This window comes from Aquibacillus sediminis, assembly GCF_005870085.1.
GTDB lineage: Bacteria > Bacillota > Bacilli > Bacillales > Amphibacillaceae > Aquibacillus_E > Aquibacillus_E sediminis.
The window spans coordinates 74598-98011 of the sequence record NZ_SZNM01000011.1; the positions used below are offsets into that span (position 1 = coordinate 74598).

At 35.8% G+C, this 23414-nt stretch carries 17 protein-coding genes; 10 read left to right on the forward strand and 7 right to left on the reverse strand.

Annotation, left to right across the window (positions count from 1 at the left end; genetic code table 11):
* Positions 1-148: 148 nt before the first annotated feature.
* From mnmG to rpmH, 6 genes are all read right to left on the reverse strand, one after another.
* Positions 149-2032, reverse strand: a complete 1884-nt coding sequence (gene mnmG / locus FCI53_RS12020) for a tRNA uridine-5-carboxymethylaminomethyl(34) synthesis enzyme MnmG (protein ID WP_138419165.1) — start codon at positions 2030-2032, stop codon at positions 149-151.
* A gap of 40 nt (positions 2033-2072) precedes the next feature.
* Complete coding sequence (gene mnmE / locus FCI53_RS12025; protein ID WP_138419167.1) at positions 2073-3449, reverse strand: tRNA uridine-5-carboxymethylaminomethyl(34) synthesis GTPase MnmE; 1377 nt, start codon at positions 3447-3449, stop codon at positions 2073-2075.
* Between the two features lie 1008 nt (positions 3450-4457).
* A complete protein-coding gene (jag, locus tag FCI53_RS12030) occupies positions 4458-5072 on the reverse strand; it encodes an RNA-binding cell elongation regulator Jag/EloR (RefSeq protein WP_138419169.1) in 615 nt (204 codons plus the stop codon).
* Complete coding sequence (spoIIIJ, locus tag FCI53_RS12035; protein WP_138419171.1) at positions 5069-5842, reverse strand: YidC family membrane integrase SpoIIIJ; 774 nt, start codon at positions 5840-5842, stop codon at positions 5069-5071. Before spoIIIJ ends, jag begins: the two co-directional genes overlap by 4 nt.
* A gap of 122 nt (positions 5843-5964) precedes the next feature.
* Positions 5965-6309, reverse strand: coding sequence for a ribonuclease P protein component (rnpA, locus tag FCI53_RS12040; RefSeq protein WP_138419173.1), 345 nt, complete (start codon positions 6307-6309; stop codon positions 5965-5967).
* 202 nt (positions 6310-6511) lie between these two features.
* Positions 6512-6646, reverse strand: coding sequence for a 50S ribosomal protein L34 (gene rpmH, locus FCI53_RS12045; protein ID WP_138419175.1), 135 nt, complete (start codon positions 6644-6646; stop codon positions 6512-6514).
* A 685-nt stretch (positions 6647-7331) separates the two neighbouring features.
* Here rpmH and dnaA point away from each other — a divergent pair.
* The 8 genes from dnaA to FCI53_RS12085 all read left to right on the forward strand — a co-directional run bounded on the left by dnaA (position 7332) and on the right by FCI53_RS12085 (position 17865).
* The gene (gene dnaA, locus FCI53_RS12050; RefSeq protein WP_138419177.1) at positions 7332-8687 is read left to right on the forward strand and encodes a chromosomal replication initiator protein DnaA; all 1356 of its coding nucleotides are present in this window, start codon (positions 7332-7334) and stop codon (positions 8685-8687) included.
* A 219-nt stretch (positions 8688-8906) separates the two neighbouring features.
* Positions 8907-10046 carry a DNA polymerase III subunit beta gene (gene dnaN, locus FCI53_RS12055; RefSeq protein WP_138419179.1) on the forward strand — a complete coding sequence of 380 codons (1140 nt, stop codon included), beginning with the start codon at positions 8907-8909 and terminating at the stop codon, positions 10044-10046.
* A gap of 202 nt (positions 10047-10248) precedes the next feature.
* A complete protein-coding gene (gene yaaA / locus FCI53_RS12060) occupies positions 10249-10476 on the forward strand; it encodes a S4 domain-containing protein YaaA (protein WP_138419181.1) in 228 nt (75 codons plus the stop codon).
* A gap of 219 nt (positions 10477-10695) precedes the next feature.
* Complete coding sequence (recF, locus tag FCI53_RS12065; protein ID WP_138419183.1) at positions 10696-11805, forward strand: DNA replication/repair protein RecF; 1110 nt, start codon at positions 10696-10698, stop codon at positions 11803-11805.
* A gap of 18 nt (positions 11806-11823) precedes the next feature.
* The gene (remB, locus tag FCI53_RS12070; RefSeq protein WP_138419185.1) at positions 11824-12123 is read left to right on the forward strand and encodes an extracellular matrix regulator RemB; all 300 of its coding nucleotides are present in this window, start codon (positions 11824-11826) and stop codon (positions 12121-12123) included.
* A gap of 41 nt (positions 12124-12164) precedes the next feature.
* Complete coding sequence (gene gyrB / locus FCI53_RS12075; protein WP_171038159.1) at positions 12165-14084, forward strand: DNA topoisomerase (ATP-hydrolyzing) subunit B; 1920 nt, start codon at positions 12165-12167, stop codon at positions 14082-14084.
* Positions 14085-14180: 96 nt separating this feature from the next.
* Positions 14181-16706, forward strand: coding sequence for a DNA gyrase subunit A (gyrA, locus tag FCI53_RS12080; protein WP_138419187.1), 2526 nt, complete (start codon positions 14181-14183; stop codon positions 16704-16706).
* Between the two features lie 73 nt (positions 16707-16779).
* Positions 16780-17865, forward strand: coding sequence for an HD-GYP domain-containing protein (locus FCI53_RS12085; RefSeq protein WP_138419189.1), 1086 nt, complete (start codon positions 16780-16782; stop codon positions 17863-17865).
* 641 nt (positions 17866-18506) lie between these two features.
* Here FCI53_RS12085 and FCI53_RS12090 read toward each other — a convergent pair.
* Positions 18507-19469 carry a YaaC family protein gene (locus FCI53_RS12090; protein WP_138419191.1) on the reverse strand — a complete coding sequence of 321 codons (963 nt, stop codon included), beginning with the start codon at positions 19467-19469 and terminating at the stop codon, positions 18507-18509.
* Between the two features lie 196 nt (positions 19470-19665).
* On the opposite strand from FCI53_RS12090, the gene guaB reads away from it, so the two are divergent.
* On the forward strand, positions 19666-21135 hold the full coding sequence (gene guaB / locus FCI53_RS12095) for an IMP dehydrogenase (protein ID WP_138419193.1): 1470 nt from the start codon (positions 19666-19668) through the stop codon (positions 21133-21135).
* An 847-nt stretch (positions 21136-21982) separates the two neighbouring features.
* Positions 21983-23305, forward strand: coding sequence for a D-alanyl-D-alanine carboxypeptidase family protein (locus tag FCI53_RS12100; RefSeq protein ID WP_246050092.1), 1323 nt, complete (start codon positions 21983-21985; stop codon positions 23303-23305).
* Positions 23306-23414 lie beyond the last annotated feature (109 nt).

The following is a 23414-nucleotide window of genomic DNA, read 5'->3' on the forward strand; positions in this document are numbered from 1 at the left end:
TTCAAAAAGTATGGCAGTGACACATTTGTATTTTTAGTGTGGATTACCTTTCTGGCCCCACGTTTCTAAAAAGTATCGCGCCGTTTCTCGAAGCTACGCCACCTCGAGGTTGTTGGTCCCTTTTAGCCTCCTTTTTGAACACGCATTTTTATTCAACTTTTGCAATTTTTCCTTGTTCAATATACACAAGTAAAATGGATACATCTGCAGGATTAACACCTGAAATACGGGATGCTTGACCCACTGATAAAGGGCGAACCTCTTTTAGTTTCTGTCTCGCCTCTGTTGCAAGCCCACCGATTGCGTCATAATCAATATTGTCTGGAATTTTTTTGTCTTCCATTTTTTTCATCTTATCTACTTGTTGATTTGATTTATCAATATAGCCTTGATACTTTATTTGAATTTCAACTTGTTCTTTTACCTCTGGATCTAATGTTGCTTCCGCAGGAGTAAATTGTGCAACCAATTCATACGTCATCTCTGGTCGTTTTAATAGATCGGCAGCTTTTACTGCATCCTTTAGTGGGGTTCCACCATTGTTTGTAATCATTTCCTGAAGTTCATCAGCTGGCTTTAAAACAACCTTTTCTAATCGTTTCTTTTCCTTTTCAACTTGTTGATTCTTTTCCGTATAGGATTGATAGCGCTCCTCAGAAATAAGTCCCAACTTATAACCAGTATCGGTTAGTCGAATATCTGCATTATCGTGACGAAGTAACAAACGGTATTCTGCTCTTGAAGTTAGTAAACGATATGGCTCATTCGTTCCTTTTGTTACTAGGTCATCAATTAATACACCGATATACGCTTGTGAGCGATCAAGAATTAATTTTTCAATATCTAAAGCACTGGCAGCAGCATTTACACCAGCAATTAACCCTTGCCCTGCCGCTTCCTCATAACCTGACGTACCGTTTATTTGTCCAGCAGTAAACAGACCTGGAATATTTTTAACCTCTAATGTTGGCCATAATTGCGTTGGTACAACGGAATCGTACTCAATCGCATAGCCAGCACGCATAATTTCAGCTTCTTCTAACCCTGGAATGGTACGAAGCATATCTCTTTGAACAAACTCAGGTAATGATGTAGACAAACCTTGGACATATACCTCTTCCGTATCTCGTCCTTCCGGTTCTAAGAAAATTTGGTGGCGTGGTTTATCATGAAATCGAACCACTTTATCTTCTATTGATGGACAATATCTAGGTCCAGTCCCTTTAATCATGCCAGAATACATCGCAGATAATCCTAAATTATCATCGATAATTTTATGTGTGAACTCATTTGTGTATGTCAACCAGCACGGGATTTGGTCTAGAATTGCTTCCTTTGTTTCATAGGAAAAATGGCTTGGCCTTTCGTCACCTGGTTGAATTTCTGTTTTGGAATAATCAACGGTATGACTGTTCACTCTTGGAGGTGTTCCCGTTTTAAAACGAACTAAATCAAAACCTAGTTCTTCTAAATGCTCAGATAACTTCACAGATGCACGTTGGTTGTTCGGTCCACTTTCATAAGATAGGTCACCAATGATGACACGTCCTCGCATAAATGTACCGGTTGTAATAATAACAGATTTCGCACGATATGCGGCTTTCGTTTCGGTTATAACCCCTTTACATTCACCATCTTCAACGATCAATTTCTCAACCATTCCTTGTCGCAATGTAAGGTTTTCTTGGTTTTCTAAAATATTTTTCATTTCTTGAATGTATAACGGTTTATCTGCTTGAGCTCGTAAAGCTCGAACAGCTGGCCCTTTTCCTGTATTTAGCATCCGCATTTGGATATACGTTTTATCGATTACTTTCCCCATTACCCCACCAAGTGCATCAATTTCTCTTACTACTACACCTTTGGCTGGTCCTCCAACTGACGGGTTACATGGCATAAAAGCCACCATATCTAAATTCAATGTTAGCATTAGTGTTTTGGCACCACGTTTTGCAGAAGCAATCGCAGCTTCACAACCAGCATGTCCTGCACCAATGACAATAACATCATAATTTCCTGCATCATAAGTCATCAGAATGTCTCTCCTTTTAATTAACAATACTACTAGCTACTTATTTTCCTAAACAGAACTGTGAGAATAATTGATCAATAAGACTTTCATGGACGGTGTCCCCAACTATTTCTCCTAACAGCTCCCATGTTCTTGTGACATCAATTTGTACTAAGTCAATTGGCATTCCTTGTTCCATGCCATTCATTGCCTCTTCTAAAGCCGTTAACGATTGTTTTAGTAACTGAATATGTCTGACATTTGATATATAAGTAAGATCACCTGCATCTAGTTCTCCTGCAAAAAATGTATCAGCAATTGCGGATTCTAATTCATCAATTCCTTTTTCCTCAACTAAAGTTGTGGTGACCAAACCATGGTCTTTAGCAAGTTCCTTTACTTGATCTAAATCAATTTTTTGCTCCAAGTCTGTTTTATTCACAATAACAATTACTTCTAAACCTTCGACAGCTTTAAATAAGTTAATATCTTCTTCTGTTAATTCTTCCCCATAATTAAGTAATAAAAGCACTAAATCCGACTCTTTGAGAACTTGTCTTGATTTCTCTACTCCAATTTTTTCAACAATATCTTCTGTTTCTCGGATTCCTGCAGTATCTACTAAACGTAATGGTACACCACGAACATTGACGTATTCTTCAATCACATCTCTTGTTGTACCTGGAATGTCGGTTACAATTGCTTTATTCTCATGGACAAGCGCATTTAATAAGGAAGACTTACCAACATTAGGTCTACCAATAATTGCTGTTGCTAAACCTTCTCTTAATATTTTTCCTTGTTGCGCCATTTGTAATAACCGCTCTATTTCCTTATACACTTCTTTTGTTTTTGTCATCATCATGTCATGTGACATTTCTTCCACATCGTCATATTCTGGATAGTCTATATTCACTTCTACATGCGCAACTGTTTCAAGCAGCTCTTGACGTAACTTTTGAATGAGTTTTGATAATCGTCCATCCATTTGTTTTAACGCTACATTCATTGCTTTGTCCGTTTTAGCGCGAATAAGATCCATTACCGCTTCCGCTTGGGATAAATCAATTCTTCCATTTAAAAATGCTCTTTTCGTAAACTCACCAGGTTCAGCTAAACGAGCCCCTTTTGACAACACAATATTCAACAATCGATTTACCGACGCTAACCCACCATGACAATTGATTTCTACTACATCTTCTCGAGTAAACGTTTTTGGCCCTCTCATTACAGTGACCATTACCTCTTCTGCTACTTCATTTGTTTCTGGATCTATTATTTTCCCATAATGAATCGTGTGGGACTCTACCTCTTTTAACTCTTTTCCATCAAACAACTCACTCGTTATTGCCACCGCTTCTTCTCCACTCAACCTAACGATCGCAATGGCTCCCTCACCTATTGGAGTGGATATTGCAGCTATTGTATCTGTATCCATTTCTTCACTCCTACATTTTTCATGCAATTTAGTATAAACATATACCATCTATCCACAGTCATTACTTTTTATAGTTACTAACAATTTAGAATACCACAAAATCCCCCACATTCAAACTATCCACACCTCAAATTTTCTCTTGTTTTTATCTTGTCCACATGTGAATAAAACATAAACAAAACAGTATGTTTTTTTATCCACAGTAAACTAATTAAATAGAAGGAACAAAACCTTTTTATTGCGTATTTGCTGTACTATACGACATAACCTTCTTAATTTTGCTCTCTACCATTCTGATTGAAATAAGTGATATACCACGCTGCGGCAGAATACTACGCTTTCCATGGGCGCGGCCTCAGCTAACTTGGTAAAGAAACCCACTTCACCAAGTGGATCTTCGGCTCGCGCTCTTCCCATAGGACAAGGAACGCGTCGGAGCGACACATCGCACGAAGAAAATCGGTTTGTATTTTCGAGGAGTCTACGTATTCTGCCTTCGCTGAGATAAGTTCTCTGATTAGAAGTAAATCTAATGCGATATAATTTAAAAATAGCGATTATACTGCAATATTATGTTAACGTGCCTTTAACAATAAAAAGGTATATTTGATATTTTTGATATTTTAAGCAATTCTCTATAAAACTTCAGATCACCGAAAAAAGCGGAGGAAATACACGGAGACTCCTATGGGACTAGTGGCATCGGTGAGACCCCGCAGTGAGGAACGAACGAGGAGGCTCACCAGCCCCCCATGGAAAGCGTAGTGTATTTCCGTAGCGATTTTTAGCATTCATCCTTTAGAGGAGGGTGAAGTTATGTCATATAAAACAGCTTTTACGTCATATGCAGCAATCTCATGATGGCAAAATAAAAAAATACCCCTTCGTACTTGTTTTTATCGAAAGAGAAAGTTTAGCTAGTTAGATATTAGTAGTGATGATCCTCAAATTATAAAAAAATCCACAAAAATAAACTCCTACAATAATGTAGGAGTTTACTTTTGTGTTCTATGGCCGGATCACGACAAATCTGTTTGGCTCTTTTCCATCTGAAAAGGTAGAAATCCGGTCATCTTTTTGTAAAACTGTATGGATAATTTTACGTTCATATGAAGGCATCGGTTCAAGTGACACATCACGTTTTGTTTGAATGGCTTTGTCTGCTAACCGAGTTGCTAAATTTTCTAACGTTTGTCTACGACGTTCACGATATCCTTCTGCATCAATAATGACTGTATAATACTGATCAGGTTTTCGATTGATTGCCAGTTGGACTAAATACTGAAGAGCATTTAACGTTTGGCCCCTCTTACCTATTAAAATGGCAATCTTTTCGCCCGTTAAATTAAAATAAACATCTCGATCTTTAACGATTGTTTCTACTTCTACGTCAACACCCATTTGCTTTACAATATTTACTAAATAATCTTCTGCTTGCTGTATTCCATTTTCAGTTATGGACACCTTAACAATTGCTGGCTTCGAACCAAATAAGCCAAGTAAACCTTTTTTACCCTCATCAATTATATCAATGTCAACTTGGTCCCTCGAGGTGTTTAACTGCTTCAATGCTGATTGGACCGCCTCATCCACTGTTTGTCCAGTAGCAGTCACTTGTTTCACTTTTTATTTCCTCCCGTTTCAGCATCTTTCATCATTGGGTTTCTGACTAGTAATGTCTGAGCCACCATAAATATGTTACCAACAACCCAATAAAGCGCTAGAGCTGATGGGAAAAAGAATGCTACAACACCAATCATAATCGGCATCATATAAAGCATCATTTGCATTTGTGGCATTGCTGTATTTTGAGCACCCGACATTCCTGCCATCATCAACTTTTGTTGAGCAAAAGTAGCTACCGCTGCAATAATTGGTAATATATAATCTGGTTCACCTAATTGGAACCATAAAAAGCTATGTTCTTTTATTTCAAACGTACGCATAATCGCATGGTAAAATGCGATTAATATTGGCATTTGTACAATGATCGGTAAACAACCTGCAAGTGGGTTTACTCCATTTTTTTGGAATAACTCCATTGTTTCTTGCTGCAATTTTTGTTGTGTTTGAGCATCTTTAGAACTATACTTTTCTCGCAGTTCTTGTAATTGAGGTTGAATTGCCTGCATCCCTTTTGAACTTTTTAACTGCTTAATATTAAGTGGTAATAAGATCAAACGAATCAGGACCGTTACCAATACAATCGAAAGTCCGTAATCTTCACCAAAAAACTCCGCAACCTCCGTTATTAACCAGGATAAAGGATAAACAAAATAACTATTCCATATCCCAGTACTTTCTCTAGTGATTTCTTGGTCTACTTCTGTACATCCAGTTAGTAGAGCCAACACTCCAACTAAGGTCAATAAAAGCAAGACCTTTTTCCGCAATGTCCTTCCTCCTTACCAATATCCATCCTATGTAGAAAAATATATTAACATATTACCTTTAACCTAACCACTCTTCTACAAGTATAAAAATAAATATAGAAACGTTTACATAATGAATATAATTATCTATTTTTTAATAATTTTGTTTTAAATAATACATGGGTTAAACTTTTTTTCATTTGATGGAAATCCATATCTTTGGTTGGATTTCTTGCAATAATAATAAAATCATATGGATCAGCAATTTGATCATCTAATTCTAAGAAGGCTTGTCTTAAATAACGCTTAATTCGATTTCGTACAACCGCGTTACCTACCTTTTTACTGACAGATAAACCAACCCGATAATGTTCTTGGTCACTTTTTTTCAAAAAATATAAGACTAATTGCCGATTCGCAAAGGATTTTCCTTTTTTAAATACTTGCTGAAACTCTTCATTCTTTTTAAGACGATATGCCTTTTTCATTGCATAGTGCCCTCCAAGCTGCGAATCAACCCTCAATAGAGGATAATTTACTCTATCATATACTATATCAACATCGTAAGTTTTCATTCAAACTTCATCTTATTCTTAATTACTTCATCTTACTATCAGCATTTTGAAATATGTCAGTGGATCTTTTCCCCTCAATTTCTAGAAAAAAGACCACTGACATATTTTCAGTGGCCTATGCAGATAAGACTTTTCTTCCCTTTTTACGACGACGTGCAAGTACTTTGCGTCCATTTTTAGTGCTCATACGTGAACGAAAGCCGTGAACTTTTTTACGCTTACGGTTATTTGGTTGAAATGTGCGTTTCATTTATCTTACACCTCCCTGAGGAATTAAAATTACAAATAATTTCAAGACAGTCTCACACATTATAATTAATTTATATGTACTCTGTCAACTTTATTTCATATTTCTCTTACCCTTTTGCCATATTTCTTTTCCTACATGCATTCAGTTTCACTACTCAGATCAGAGGAAAAACACAGAAAAAATTTTTTTCGTCATTTTTCTCTTTAAATTCTTATTTTAAACCCATTTTCAACTATCCACAACAGTTGTCGACAATTTTTGCACCCTCCCCTTTTTCTCCACAGCAGTTATCGACAAGATAACCACAAAATCTTGATTTGTGGATATTATTTATCTACAAATTGTGTTTGATGTGGATAACTGTCGAAAAACCATTGCTTTTACTGTTTTTATTTGGTATTATATTTGTGTTTTAATACTTGAATAACTTATTCACAAAATATATCTATCCACAGATTGTGAATAACATGTGGATAGATATTCACATCGTTGTTTATGTATTTATCAACAATGTTGTGGAAACTGGAAATAACTTAGTTAATACCTCTCATTTTTCGATTTTATTTATCCACATGTATATGATTATGATTGCCTTTCGATCTTTCGGCTTTTTATTTAGCATTTTTGAAAGATGGCGAGAGGTTTTTTGTTTCCTATTTGTCCATTAGAGAAAGGGGTGACTATTTTGGAAAACATTCAGGAATTATGGATCAATACACTTCAATCCATTCAAGACAAAATTAGTAAACCTAGTTTTGATACATGGTTGAAAAATACAACTGCAGATAAGATTGAAAATGACACGTTAATTATTTCTGCTCCGAATGAATTTGCTAGAGATTGGTTAGAAAATCGCTATACAGACCTTATTTCTGAGGCCCTATTTGAAGTCACTGGAGCAAAGTTAAACACCAAATTTGTTATACCGGAAGTGGTTAGTGAAGTTGATCAAATGAAACAAAGTACAAAAAATATCCAAGATACGAAGACCCAGGAAAACAATGATGATTCACTAAAAACGATGCTTAATTCTAAGTATACCTTTGATACCTTTGTGATTGGTTCTGGTAACCGCTTTGCTCACGCGGCCTCTCTTGCTGTAGCAGAAGCCCCTGCAAAAGCATATAACCCCCTTTTCATTTATGGTGGTGTTGGATTAGGTAAAACACACTTAATGCATGCAATTGGACATTATGTTTTAGACCATAACCCAATGGCCAAGGTTGTCTATTTAACATCTGAAAAATTCACAAATGAATTTATTAATTCAATCCGTGATAATAAAGCAGATAATTTTCGAAATAAGTACCGAAATGTAGATGTGTTACTAATTGATGATATTCAATTTTTAGCAGGAAAAGAACAAACGCAAGAGGAATTTTTCCATACCTTTAATGCATTACATGAAGAAAATAAACAAATTGTCATCTCAAGTGACCGTCCTCCTAAAGAAATTCCCACTTTAGAAGATCGCCTGCGGTCACGTTTTGAATGGGGCCTTATCACAGATATTACACCACCAGATCTAGAAACTAGAATTGCAATCTTACGCAAAAAAGCAAAGGCAGAAGGACTAGATATACCAAACGAGGTTATGTTATATATTGCGAATCAAATAGATACCAATATTCGTGAATTAGAGGGGGCACTTATACGAGTTGTCGCATACTCTTCTTTAATAAATGAAGATATCGATGCATCACTTGCTGCACAAGCACTAAAAGATATCATACCTAGTTCCAAGCCTAAAGTGGTTACAGTTCAAGGAATACAAGAAATTGTTGCAGAAAAATATAATATTAAAATAGAAGAATTTGCTGCTAAAAAACGAACAAAATCAATTGCTTTCCCTCGTCAAATTGCGATGTATTTATCAAGGGAGTTAACTGATTTATCCTTACCCAAAATTGGTGAAGAATTTGGTGGAAGAGATCATACAACTGTCATTCATGCCCATGAAAAAATTTCGAAAATGATAAGTAATGATCAAGTTTTACAAAAAGATATAGAAGAATTAAAAGAAAGTATAAAATCGATATAATTTCGTTTATTTTTATCGATTTTTAAACTGCTATTTTTTATCCACATGTGAATAGTGTGCATACAAATTACATTTTACTAACAGTCTATCCACATGCGGGTAGACTTCGTTGGTTTGAGGAAAATTAACTTATCCACATAATCACAGGCCCTATTACTATTATTACTATATTTTATTAATAATAATTATATAAATGACTTCCACTAGGAGGATTTTTTTATGAAATTTATCATTCAACGCGATCAATTAATGGAGAGTGTCCAAAATGTGATGAAGGCTATCTCTTCAAGAACAACGATTCCAATTCTGACTGGAATGAAAATAGAGGCAAATGAGAATGGAATAAAACTTACTGGTAGTGATTCAGATATATCAATTGAATCCTTTATTCCTAAAGAAGAAGATGGCATAGAGTATGTAGAACAAATTGAACCAGGAAGTATTGTATTACAAGCAAAATATTTCCCTGATATTGTTAAGAAGTTACCTCAAAAAACAGTAGAAATAGAATCTGAAGGATTACAAGTCACCATTCGCTCAGGCAGTGCGGAATTTCATTTAAATGGTCAAGATGCTGAAGAATATCCACAACTACCACAACTTCATACAGAAGATAGTTTTGAAATCCCGACAGATTTGCTTAAAAATTTGATTAAACAAACTGTGTTTGCTGTTTCTGCAGTTGAAACTCGTCCTATTCTGACAGGTGTTAACATGAAGTTAGAAGATAATTATTTAAACTTTGTAGCAACAGATAGCCATCGTTTGGCAGCCCGGAAAATACCGTTAGAGGTAGATACTACCAATATGACTTTTTCAAGTGTAGTTATTCCTGGTAAAAGTTTAAACGAGTTGAATAAAATATTAGAAGATACACAAGAAAACATTGAAATAAGTGTTACAGAAAATCAAATTTTATTTAGAACCAGGCACTTATATTTCTTATCTCGCTTATTAGATGGGAATTATCCAGAAACATCTCGCTTAATTCCAGAGCAAAGTAAAACGGTTGTGCATAGTCCAACCAAAGAATTGTTACAATCGATTGATCGTGCTTCATTACTTGCCAAAGAAAGTAGAAATAATGTTGTACGTCTTTCCGCAAAGGAAAATAACCAGTTAGAAATAAGCAGTAACTCCCCAGAGGTAGGAAATGTTATGGAGGAGATCAATGTAAACTCCATAGAAGGAGAAGAATTGAAAATTTCCTTTAGTGCCAAGTATATGATGGATGCACTAAAGGCAGTTGAAAATGATCAAGTAAGAATTGAATTTACAGGTGCGATGCGTCCATTTATAATTCGACCAATAGATAACGATCAAATCTTACAACTTATTTTACCGGTTAGAACTTATTAATTATGTATAGGGACTATATGTACTGTACACATAATAGTTTTTATGTCGTAATAACTTTAAATTTTTTGTAAACAATAATGAAAAGTAAAACTCTTATTGAAATAGTTCGATAAGAGTTTTTTACTTTCATCCAATTCGGCTTTCTTTATTGTGAAAATTTTAGTAAAATAAATAGAAGGCCTAAAAAAGGTAAGGTGATACAATGAACGAGAAAATAGCAATAAACACTGAATATATTCAGCTAGGTCAATTTTTAAAATTAGCTAATATTATGGAATCAGGCGGTATGGTTAAATTATTCTTATCTGAAAATAGCGTGTACGTGAATGGAGAGGCTGAAAACAGACGAGGTAAAAAACTGTATCCTGGTGACCAAGTTGAAATTGAGGATGTTGGGACTTTCGTTGTTTCAACAGAAAAAGAGGCATAAATAAAAACATTTCAAATAAATGTTAAAGATTTAAAAAACGGCTTGTGATTAAATGGTTTGCTAAAATAACCACGTCCGCGAAGCTTTAAAGCCGTAACACAACCTCCTTCACCTCGGCCTACAAGGTGTAGGTCCGTTCGGCGTTGTCATACGATGTGCAGGCGCAGTTACCATCGCTAACCGGGGTATTCCGCCTCCTGAACAAAGAAAGGGATTATCATGCATATTCATGAATTAAGCCTTACAAATTATAGAAATTACCAGACATTGCATTTAAATTTTGATGATAAGATAAATGTTATTATTGGAGAAAATGCTCAAGGAAAAACAAACTTGATGGAATCTATTTACGTTTTAGCGTTTTCTAAATCTCATCGTACACCAAGAGATAAAGAACTTATCCATTGGGACCAAGAATATGCTAAAATAAAAGGTAGTGTTATGAAACGAAATCAAAAGTTCCCATTAGAAATACAGTTTTCTAATAAAGGTAAAAAGGCTAAATTAAATCATATTGAACAAAAACGTTTAAGTGACTATATTGGGGCGCTGAATGTTGTGATGTTTGCACCTGAAGATTTAAATTTGGTAAAAGGTAGTCCTCAGATCAGAAGACGTTTTATTGACATGGAGATTGGCCAAATTCAGCCCATTTATATCTATCATCTTGGTCAATATCAAAAAGTTTTAAAGCAACGTAACTACCTTTTAAAAAATCTTCAGCGAAATTATCAGGCAGACCGGACAATGTTACGAGTGTTAACAGAACAATTGATAGAACATGCAGCCGTCATTATAGAAAAAAGGTTCATCTTTTTAGAATTGTTAAGAAAATGGGCAGGTCCCATACATCAAGGAATTAGTAGAGGAATTGAGCAATTAAAAATAACATATAATGCTTCTATTGATGTATCAGAAGCAGATAATAGGGAAAAAATAGTAAATATATACCATGATAAATTCTCGAAGTTAGAAGATCGAGAGGTTGAACGTGGTAATACTTTAATAGGTCCTCATCGTGATGATCTATTATTTTATGTGAATGAAAAAGATGTCCAAACATATGGGTCACAAGGACAACAACGAACAACAGCTTTATCACTAAAGCTTGCAGAAATAGAGTTAATTAAACACGAGGTTGGAGAATATCCGATTTTATTATTGGATGATGTACTTAGTGAATTAGATGATTATAGACAATCTCACTTGTTACATACCATACAAGGTAAAATTCAAACCTTTGTTTCTACTACTAGTGTTGATGGTATACAGCATGAAACATTAGATAAGGCAGAACTATTTCGTGTAGAAAGTGGGACAATTGTTTGATAGAAATGGGGGAATAGTGTGTTTATTCATATTGGAGATGACAATGTGATTCGTTCGGAAGATGTCGTTGCAATCATTGATTATAGTTTAGTGTCCTCGTCAACCATCAATGAAGAGATGCTCACCAACCAAAAGAAAAAAGGGAATGTTCTTGACCCACAAGAAGAGGGCGTAAAAGCATTGGTGATGACGAAAGATTTTGTTTATTATAGTCCACTTTCTGTTTTAACACTTAAGAAACGAGCAAGTATGATCTCCACTATTAGTAAGCTAGATGATTACTCAGATATTTTTGAAGAAGAGGATTTAACTTATTAGACAATAACCCCATAAAAGAAGTGTAGGTGATGGAATTGGGAATGGAAGAAAACGTAACAAATAATCAAGCGTATAATGAAGATCAAATACAAGTATTAGAAGGGTTAGAAGCTGTACGGAAAAGGCCTGGAATGTACATTGGTTCAACAAATGAAAAAGGTTTACACCATCTTGTTTGGGAAATTGTTGATAACAGTATTGATGAGGCTTTAGCAGGTTATTGTGATCATATCCAAGTAATCGTTGAAGAAGATGATAGTATCACTGTTATAGATAATGGGAGAGGTATTCCTGTAGGTACACATCAAAAGACCGGCAGACCTACTGTAGAAGTAATTATGACTGTATTACATGCAGGTGGTAAATTTGGTGGCGGTGGTTATAAAGTTTCAGGTGGACTTCATGGGGTTGGTGCATCTGTTGTAAATGCTCTATCAAGTGAATTAGATGTTTACGTCCATCGCGACGGTAAAATCCATTATCAAGGGTTTAGTAAGGGAGTTCCAAATGAAGATATTAAAATAATCGGAGAGACCGAAATTACTGGAACGAAAACCCACTTCAAACCAGATCCTGAAATTTTTGATGAAACGACCACCTATAACTTTGATACACTTGTTCAACGTTTAAGAGAATTGGCTTTTTTAAACAAAGGATTAACTATTTCTGTTCAAGATAAACGGACAGATTCAGAACGTCAAGATTTCTATTATGAGGGTGGCATTAAGTCATATGTAGAGCACTTAAATCATACTCGTGAATCATTACATGAACCTTTTTATGCAGAAAAAGAAGAGCAAAATATTAATGTAGAGGTTGCCATCCAATACAATGATGGATTTGCTAGTAATATATACTCTTTTGCAAATAATATTCACACTTATGAAGGTGGAACCCATGAGTCTGGTTTTAAAACGGGCTTAACTAGGGTGATTAATGATTATGCTAGAAAGAATAACATGTTTAAAGAAAATGACCCTAATCTAACAGGTGACGATGTTCGAGAAGGGTTAACAGCAATCATTTCAATTAAACACCCAGACCCACAATTTGAAGGGCAAACAAAAACAAAACTAGGAAATAGTGAAGCAAGAACAATTACGGATTCAGCTTTTAGTGAACTATTTTCTAAGTTTTTATTTGAAAATCCTGATACGGCAAGGATTATTGTGGAAAAAGGGTTAATGGCATCACGTGCAAGAATTGCCGCAAAAAAAGCTCGAGAATTAACAAGACGTAAAGGTGCGTTAGAAGTATCTAATCTTCCTGGTAAATTGGCCGATTGTTCATCAAAAGATGCATCGATAAGTGAATTGTACATCGTTGAGGGAGACTCAGCAGGTGGATCTGCTAAACAAGGAAGGAGTCGTCACTTCCAAGCAATTCTTCCACTTCGAGGTAAAATTCTCAATGTCGAAAAAGCAAGATTAGATAAAATATTGTCTAATAATGAGATACGCTCGATGATAACTGGCTTAGGAACTGGTATAGGCGAAGATTTTGATATATCGAAAGCTAGATATCATAAAATTGTCATTATGACAGATGCCGATGTTGATGGAGCACATATTCGTACATTGTTATTAACGTTTTTCTATCGTTTTATGCGTCCACTAATTGATTACGGGTATATCTATATCGCTCAACCACCATTGTATAAAATTCAACAAGGTAAAAAAGTCTATTATGCCTATAACGACAGTGAAATGGAACGGATACTAGCAGAAATACCAAAGGCGCCGAAGCCAGGGTTACAGCGTTATAAGGGTTTAGGTGAAATGAATGCAGAACAATTATGGGAGACAACCATGGACCCAGAAAATAGAACATTGCTTCAAGTTAATCTAGAAGATGCCATTGAAGCGGATCAAATTTTTGACATGTTAATGGGGGATAAAGTAGAACCGAGACGTAACTTTATTCAAGAAAATGCACAATATGTTAAGAATTTAGATGTTTAAATCTATGGCTGTTTCACTTTTGTAAATAGATAAAATGAAGAGGCTGTGGCCTAACTAGGTCAGTCTCTTTTCCTCATTAGATAGGGAGGTAATTTCATGGTGGATCAACAACGTCCACAAGTAGAAGAAATAAATATTAGTAACGAAATGCGTACAGCGTTTTTAGACTATGCAATGAGTGTTATTGTTTCACGAGCATTACCAGATGTTCGGGACGGTATGAAACCAGTACACCGTCGAATTCTTTATGCCATGAATGATTTAGGTATACAGGCAGATAAAGCTTACAAAAAGTCTGCTCGTATTGTAGGGGATGTACTAGGTAAATACCATCCACATGGCGATTCCTCCGTATATGAAGCGATGGTTCGGATGGCTCAAGATTTTAGCTATCGCTACATGTTAGTGGATGGCCATGGTAACTTTGGTTCTGTTGATGGAGACTCAGCGGCCGCCATGCGTTATACGGAAGCTCGAATGTCTAAGATAGCAATGGAATTATTGCGTGATATTAATAAAGATACGATTGATTATCAGGAAAATTATGATGGTTCTGAGAAAGAACCTGTTGTACTTCCTGCTCGTTTTCCAAATTTACTTGTAAATGGTGCTTCAGGTATTGCGGTAGGTATGGCCACTAATATCCCACCACACCATTTAGGGGAAACGATTGATGCTGTTCTTGCATTAAGCAAAAACCCTGATATTACCATTCAAGAATTAATGGAAGATTATATCCATGGTCCTGACTTCCCTACCGCAGGGTTAATTTTAGGAAGAAGTGGGATTAGAAAAGCATATGAAACTGGTAAAGGATCTATTACGATTCGAGCTAAAGTACATATAGAAGAACATGCAAATGGCAAGTCCACTATTCTCGTTTCCGAATTACCATACCAAGTGAATAAGGCAAAACTAATTGAAAAAATCGCCGATTATGTTCGTGATAAAAAAATTGATGGTATCACCGATTTACGTGATGAATCGGACCGAAACGGAATGCGAATTGTAATTGAATTACGTAGAGATGCTAATCCAAATGTCGTATTAAATAATTTATATAAACAAACAGCCTTACAGACAACTTTTGGTGTTAATATGCTTGCATTGCATGATGGTCACCCAAGAGTGTTGAATTTAAAACAAACGTTACAGTATTATTTAGACCACCAAGTAGTTGTTATTAAAAGACGTACAGCTTACGAGTTAAGGAAAGCAGAAGCTAGAGCGCATATCCTGGAAGGTTTACGTGTTGCATTAGACCATTTGGATGAAGTGATTACACTTATCCGTGAGTCTAAAACGACAGACATTGCTAGAGAAGGATTAATGACCCGTTTTGAGCTTTCAGAAAAACAAGCACAAGCTATCTTAGATATGCGTCTTCAGCGATTAACCGGTTTAGAAAGGGAAAAAATTGAAGAAGAATATCAAGATCTAATCAAGCTAATTGCTGAACTTAAAGCAATTCTAGCAGATGAAGAAAAAGTGAAAGAAATTATTCGAGAAGAATTAACGGAGATTAAAGAGAGATATAGTGATGAAAGAAGAACAGAAATTGTATCAGGTGGAGCCGACTTTATTGAAGATGAAGACCTCATTCCTGAGGAAAACGTGGTAATTACGTTAACACATCAAGGATATGTGAAACGATTACCTTCATCTACTTATCGTACCCAGCGTAGAGGTGGGCGTGGAGTGCAAGGGATGGGCACAAATGATGACGATTTTGTTGAACATCTTGTATCGACTTCAACTCATGATACCATTCTATTCTTTACCAACAAAGGGAAAGTCTATAAGTCAAAAGGCTATGAAATTCCAGAATTTAGTCGAACGGCTAAAGGTATACCGATTATTAATTTATTAGAAATTGAAAAAGGTGAATGGATTAACGCAGTTATTAGTGTGAATGATTTTGAAGATGATTGGTATTTATTCTTTACGACGAAACACGGTATTTCCAAGCGTACAAAAATTTCCCAATTTGCTAATATCCGTAAAGGTGGCTTAATTGCCTTAAATTTACGAGATGAGGATGAACTAATATCTGTACGTTTAACAGATGGGAATAAGCATATCATGATTGGCACAAGAAATGGCTATTTAATTCGTTTTCCAGAAGAACAAATTCGTTCAATGGGCCGTACCGCTGCAGGTGTGAAAGGAATATCCTTACGTGATGATGATATTGTCGTATCAATGGAAATAATTGAAGATGGCTACCATGTATTGAATGTAACAGAAAATGGTTATGGTAAGCGGACCCCAGCTGAAGAATACCGCATAACAAATCGTGGTGGTAAAGGGATCTTCACTTGCAATGTAACTGAAAAGACAGGAAAAATTGTAGCTGTTAAAGCTGTAAATGGTGAAGAGGACATTATGATTATTACTGCTGCTGGAGTATTAATTCGGATGCCTGTGGACAGCATTTCGATTACAGGTAGAAACACGCAAGGTGTTAAATTAATTCGTGTTCAGGATGAAGAAAAGGTAGCTACAGTTGCTAGAATTGAACCTGATGAAGATGATTCCAATAACGAAGAAAAAGAAGAAGATCAACAAGAAGTTGTAGAAATAGAGGAGTCATCTGAACCAGATGTGAATGAAGAAGAATAATGCCAAACCCCTGTTGTGAACAGGGGTTCCTCTAAATTTAGAAGGGAAGAACACATAAAGGATGAGATAACAAATGTGGGTACATCCTAAACAATTAAAACCTGGTTGTGTAATTGAAAAAGACGTTCTAGGGAAAACGAATCGTCCGATTGTACCGCAAGATACTGTGTTAAAAGATATAGAAATTACAGTCTTAGAAAATTTTTTAGTTGAGAAAGTAAAAGTTGCACCTAAATTAGCTGATGGTACTCCCTTTGAGCCCAAAGATTTAGAAGCAGAAGAGGATCATAGTGACTCACTTATTTACAATCAAGATTCTTCCTTTGAAGTTCTATATCAACAAGCAGTAAAAGAATACAAGAAGCTATTTATAAGACTGCAGAGTGGTAATGCTATTGATATTAACTATGTCCGAAAGTTTATGATGCCGTTATTACTACAAACAGAACGGGTAGGGATTGATATATACCTACTTTATAACTACTCGACAAAGGAAGATTATGTTTATCATCATAGTGTTTCCATGGCAATACTGTCAGCATTTATGGCAAAGAAGATTGGCTATACGAAAGAATGGTTACAAGTAGGATTAGCTGGTTTGCTTGCCGATAGTGGAATGGCCAAAATGAGTCGACAATTGTATCTTAAAAAAGGTGAGTTGACATTACCTGAATATCAAGAGATAAAAAAACACCCAGCGCTTTCCTATCGACTTGTAGAACATATACCATCGCTCTCTACAGGTGCAAAGTTAGCGATTCTTCAACACCATGAACGAGTCGATGGCAACGGCTATCCTTTAGGGGTTACTCAAGATAAAATTCATCCATATGCTCGTATTCTTGCTATTAGTGATACTTATCATGCCATGACATCTGAGCGAATGTATAAAGCAAAACTCTCTCCATTTAAAGTAATTGATGTGATGCTAAAAGATAACTTTATTAAGTATGATCACCAACTATTACAACAGTTTATTACATCATTGACTAATCTTGTTAATGGGTTGAATGTTCGCTTATCAAATAATCAATTTGGAGAAATTGTTTATATAGATGCCAAATCCCCAACTAGGCCAATGGTGAGAGTAGAAAATACTAGTGAGATTATAACTCTAAAAACAAGACCAGACTTGCATATAGAAGAAATTATTAAATAAAAATACTAACGCCCTATTCCGTAGTGGCGTTAGTATTTTTGTTTGTAAAAGGTAATTGTGAGATGAATATAAGCTGTATTATACGACATAAATTTACGTTCCTTTCTGTCTGAATTTAATATGTATTATACGATCGTTCCGGCAGAATACTCCGCTTTCCATGGGCACGGCTTCAGCTAACTTGGTAAAGAAAACCGCTTTACCAAGTGGATCTTCAGCTCGTGCTGTTCCCATAGGAGTCTCCGTATTCTGCCTTCACTGATATAAGTTTTCTGATTAGTGATAGATGTAATACTTTATAAATTCAAAAATAAATAACCTAGTGTAAGGTTATGTTACAACATACTAAATAACATAAAAGATATAGTATATGATTTTTATTAAGCAAAGCACTATTAAAACTTCAGAGCACACGAATGAGCGGAGGAAATACACCGGAGACTCCTGTGGGACTAATGGCCTCGATGAGACCCCGCAGTGAGGTACGAACGAGGAGGCTCATCAGCCACCCGCGGAAAGCGTAGGTGTATTTCCGTAGCGCTGTTCAGTAGTTACAATTTGTAGAACGGAAAAGTCATCATAAAAATAATGCATATAATTCAGCTTATATACATTAGACAAAGTTAGCGGTAAGAAAACTTTTATGTGTCATACTGCTGATATAAAAAGTAACCGAGTAAGAATGGTACCTTTTCCGAAGTTGCTTGTAAGAATGTTTCTATAAACGGATAATCAACAGTTGGTAACGTATGAAGCAAGTCCCCCCACCATTCTGTTTCATACCTACAAATCATGCTTAAATTATAGAGTAGTAAGTAATGGTTCATGATTTCATGGTTCGTAGAAAAATACTCTCTACTAGCAGGTAAATAAAATGTTTCTTCTGCAGAGTGGTAAAAGAAAGGTCCTTTAGATATAGGACTGAGCTCGTTTTCAACAGAAAGTTCTATTGTTTCTTTATGTAATTGCTTTTCGGCAATTGTTAACTGGTAGGAAGATAGCTTAGTTAAGAAAGCATTCTCTGTCATGTGATAGTTATCTAGAATTTTCCTAGGAATGCTAAGGGTATAACTACCTTTTGAAGCTACTGGTAACAATACCGATTCACCACTGTATAAATTAAATAAAGAATTAACCTCTGGAATGGCAGCAAGTAATTGCTTCATCGTCACTTTTTCATAGGGGAACTTTTCTACTCCACATAAATGTTTTGTGAAGTATGGGAAAAGTCCTTTGTGCTGTAGCTTCACCTCATCTTGCAAAAATTCGTACTGTTGTTTTTTTCGCTTACGAGTAGATACACCATGAGCCAACATTGATGTGTTTTCAGGATAGTCTGGACGTCTTGTTAATAAGCACGCCTTTAATAAATGAACCATTCCATAGAAAAAAAGAATCGGCTGTACAATTAAATTTGCTTGATTTCCAGTTTGATAAAAGTGTTGGCCATGTTGTAAATAATAAAGGAATCGATAACTATTTTGGTAACTATTCTTCTCAGGATCTACAACATCATATTTTTTGTATGTATGTTCTAAATATTTTTGAGATGTATGTGCTGATTTTAAGTAATTCATAAAGTTCAAAACTTGCTGTTGTAACATATGTTATACCCTTTCCATAAAAATAGTTGATTGTAAGTGCATTCATTAAGTAAAAGGGTTGAAAAACACTACATCATATCGTATTGTAAATAACAATAAGAAATTGTCGACATATTAGAATGCCAATGAAAAAAGTTTACGATCATAGCTTTGCCAACAATTTAGTATTTTATAAATCATTTTGGGAGGGGTAAGTGTGAGGGAAGATAAGTTTGCTAAAGAAGGACTAACGTTTGATGATGTACTTTTAGTACCAGCTAAATCGGATGTATTGCCTAGAGATGTTTCGGTAGGAACAGAGTTGTCTAAAACAATTAAGTTAAATATTCCTTTAATAAGTGCAGGAATGGATACTGTTACCGAAGCTGAACTGGCTATTTCAATGGCCCGTCAAGGTGGCGTTGGAATTATTCATAAGAATATGTCAATTGAAGAACAAGCAGAACATGTTGATCGAGTGAAACGTTCGGAAAGTGGTGTGATTACAAATCCATTTTTCTTGTTACCAGACAACCAAGTATTTGATGCAGAACACTTAATGGGCAAATTTAGAATTTCTGGTGTTCCAATTGTAAATAACGAAGAGGACCAAGTACTTGTTGGGATCATTACAAACCGTGATTTGCGCTTTATTGAAGACTATTCGATAAAAATTTCTGAGGTAATGACAAGTGAAAATCTTGTTACTGCTCCAGTAGGGACAACCTTAAAAGAGGCTGGCAAAATTCTACAAAAACATCGTATAGAGAAATTACCATTAATTAATGATAATGGAGTACTAAAAGGTTTAATTACCATCAAAGATATTGAGAAAGTGATTGAATTCCCTCACTCAGCAAAAGATAGTCAAGGCAGGTTATTGGCAGGTGCTGCTGTTGGAGTAACAGCTGATTCGATGACACGCATTGATAAACTTGTCGAAGCGGGTGCCGATATTCTTGTTATTGATACAGCCCATGGTCACTCAGGTGGTGTTGTTGAGCAAGTAAAACGTGTAAGAGATAAATATCCAGATATTGATATAATCGCAGGTAATGTAGCGACTGCGGAGGCTACGCGTGCCTTAATAGAGGCAGGAGCAAATATGATTAAGGTTGGTATTGGACCTGGTTCTATTTGTACAACACGCGTCGTAGCTGGTGTTGGTGTTCCGCAAATAACAGCAGTTAATGAGTGCGCAACCGAAGCAGATAAACATGGGATCCCTGTCATTGCAGATGGTGGGATTAAGTATTCAGGTGACATAGCAAAAGCAATTGCAGCAGGTGCTCATGCGGTTATGATTGGTAGTTTATTTGCAGGGGTCTCGGAAAGTCCTGGTGAAACGGAAATCTTCCAAGGAAGACGATACAAAGTATATCGTGGTATGGGTTCTGTTACTGCAATGAAGTCAGGTTCTAAGGATCGTTACTTCCAAGAAACAGAGGAGACCAAAAAGTTAGTACCAGAAGGAATTGAAGGAAGAGTTGCTTATAAAGGGCCACTTCAAGACACGGTTCATCAATTGCTAGGAGGGCTACGTTCTGGTATGGGATATTGTGGTTCAAAAGATATACAAGCATTACGTAATGATGCACAATTTATTCGTATGACTGGTGCAGGCCTTCGGGAAAGCCACCCACACGATGTTCAAATCACAAAAGAGTCACCAAACTATTCTATCTAAGTTAATAGCAACTATGCGGGCTGAATTCTTCCACAAGAATTCAGCCCTTTTAATTAATATTTCCTACTGCATATAAGCTGTAATATACGAATCACTTTCAACTTCCTTTAAAGGATGAGTGCTAATAGGTCGCTGCGGAAATACACTACGCTTTCCTGTGGGGGGCTGGTGAGCCTCCTCGTTCGTCCCTCACTGCGGGGTCTCACCGATGATAAATTAAGGATCACAGGCTAAAACCGTCCTTGTCGGACAACGCCTGCATAACCCTTGCCGGGCCTCGGGAGTCTCCGTGTATTTCCTTCGCTTTTTCCAGTAATCTGAAGTTTTATAGTGCTTTGCTTAAAAAAACATATAGTATAAATTATTTATGTTAATTGGCATGTTGTAACATAACCTTGTAGTAAATTCGTTACTTTTGTATTTATAAAGTTTAACACCTATTACTCATCAGAAAACTTATATCAGCGAAGGCAGAATACGGAGACTCCTATGGGAATAGCGCGAGCTGAAGATCCACTTGGTAAAGTGGTTTCCTTTACCAAGTTAGCTGAGGCCGTGCCCATGGAAAGCGGAGTATTCTGCCGAAGCGAGAGTATAACACTCATTTCAATCAGAATAAAAGAAAGTAAAGTTACTGCATATATTACAGCTTATATGCAGGTAATAAGAATGTTTCTAGCACATAGTCATGCAAAAGAAGTTGTTAAATAGGTCTTAGGCAAGTAATGTAGGTTCGTTAGTGACTTTTAGCGGGTTTTCTGTATTTGCTTTAACAAGTCATTCCACTTTAAGATAACCTATGATAAAATAACAAAGATACATACTAATATAGGTGGAGGTAGAGAAATTGAAAGCAAAGGCATCCTTATGGAGTATTATAACAGCACTTCTGGTTTTTTCGTCGATTATAGTAAACCCTGTTATGGCTAAAGCAGATAGTATTGATGTAGAAGCGGAAGCAGCTATATTAGTTGACGCTGAAACAGGAAAAGTTTTATATGGAAAGAATCAAGACGAAATGCTAGGTATTGCAAGTATGACAAAAATGATGACTGAATATTTAGTTTTAGAAGCAATAGATGAAGGCGAAATAGATTGGGATACAACAACACAAATAAGTGATTTTCCATATAGTATTTCAGCAGATCCTGCCTTTTCAGGAATTGGGTTAATACAGGACAAGGACTATACTGTTAAAGAACTTTATGAGGCAATGGCGATTTACTCAGATAATGCAACTACAATTGCATTAGCGGAATTAATCGCAGGTTCTGAAGGCGATTTTGTGCAAATGATGAATCAAAAAGCAGAAGAACTAGGACTAACAAATTATAAGTTTGTTAATTCAACTGGTTTATCGAATGAACACTTAGGAGAAAATTATCCTGAAGGAACGCAACCAGATGAAGAGAATTTAATGTCAGCAGAATCTACAGCATTATTAGCATATCGTTTAGTTAATGATTTCCCTGAAGCTCTAGATTATTCTAGTATGTTAACAAGCGAATTGGATGACCAATTAATGATTAATTGGAATTGGATGTTACCTTGGGATAATGCTAACTTTAAACAGTACTATTCTGAAGGTGTAGATGGGTTGAAAACTGGTTATACTGAACTCGCTGGTTACTGTTTTACCGGTACTGCAGAACGTAATGGAAAACGTCTTATCTCCGTAATAATGAATACAGACGTAGATGGAATAGAAAGTAAACGTGAAAAAGAAGGCAAACGTTTTAAACAAACTCAAAAGTTATTAGATTATGGGTATGGTAAATTTGAAACGAAAGAACTTTATCCTTCTGGCCATCAAATAGAAGGTGAATCATTATTACCTGTTTCGAAAGGGAAGCAGGATGAAGTAGAAATTGTTTCCGATCAGCCTATTTCTTCGATTATAAAATCAGGAGATGAAGAGAATTACCAAGTTACCTATAACATAGATGAGAGTTTGCTTGATGAAGATGGTCAATTAGTAGCTCCAATTGAAAAGGGACAAAAAGTAGGAACAATGGAACTTGTATATGATGGCGATCAAGATTATGGATATATTTTGGAACAAGAAAATCAAGCGGTAGATGTTGTCACAACTGATGCCGTAGAAAAGAAAAATTGGTTTATGTTGTTCTTAAGTTCGATTGGGAACTTCTTTGGAAATCTGTTTGGCTAAGCAAGACTAAATCTGAGTGAAATAGTTGGGATTTTAAAGGAATTTAAGGTACAATATTGATTAATTATAAATAGTGTTTTATTCTAAAAAAAATATGAAATTTGGTGTA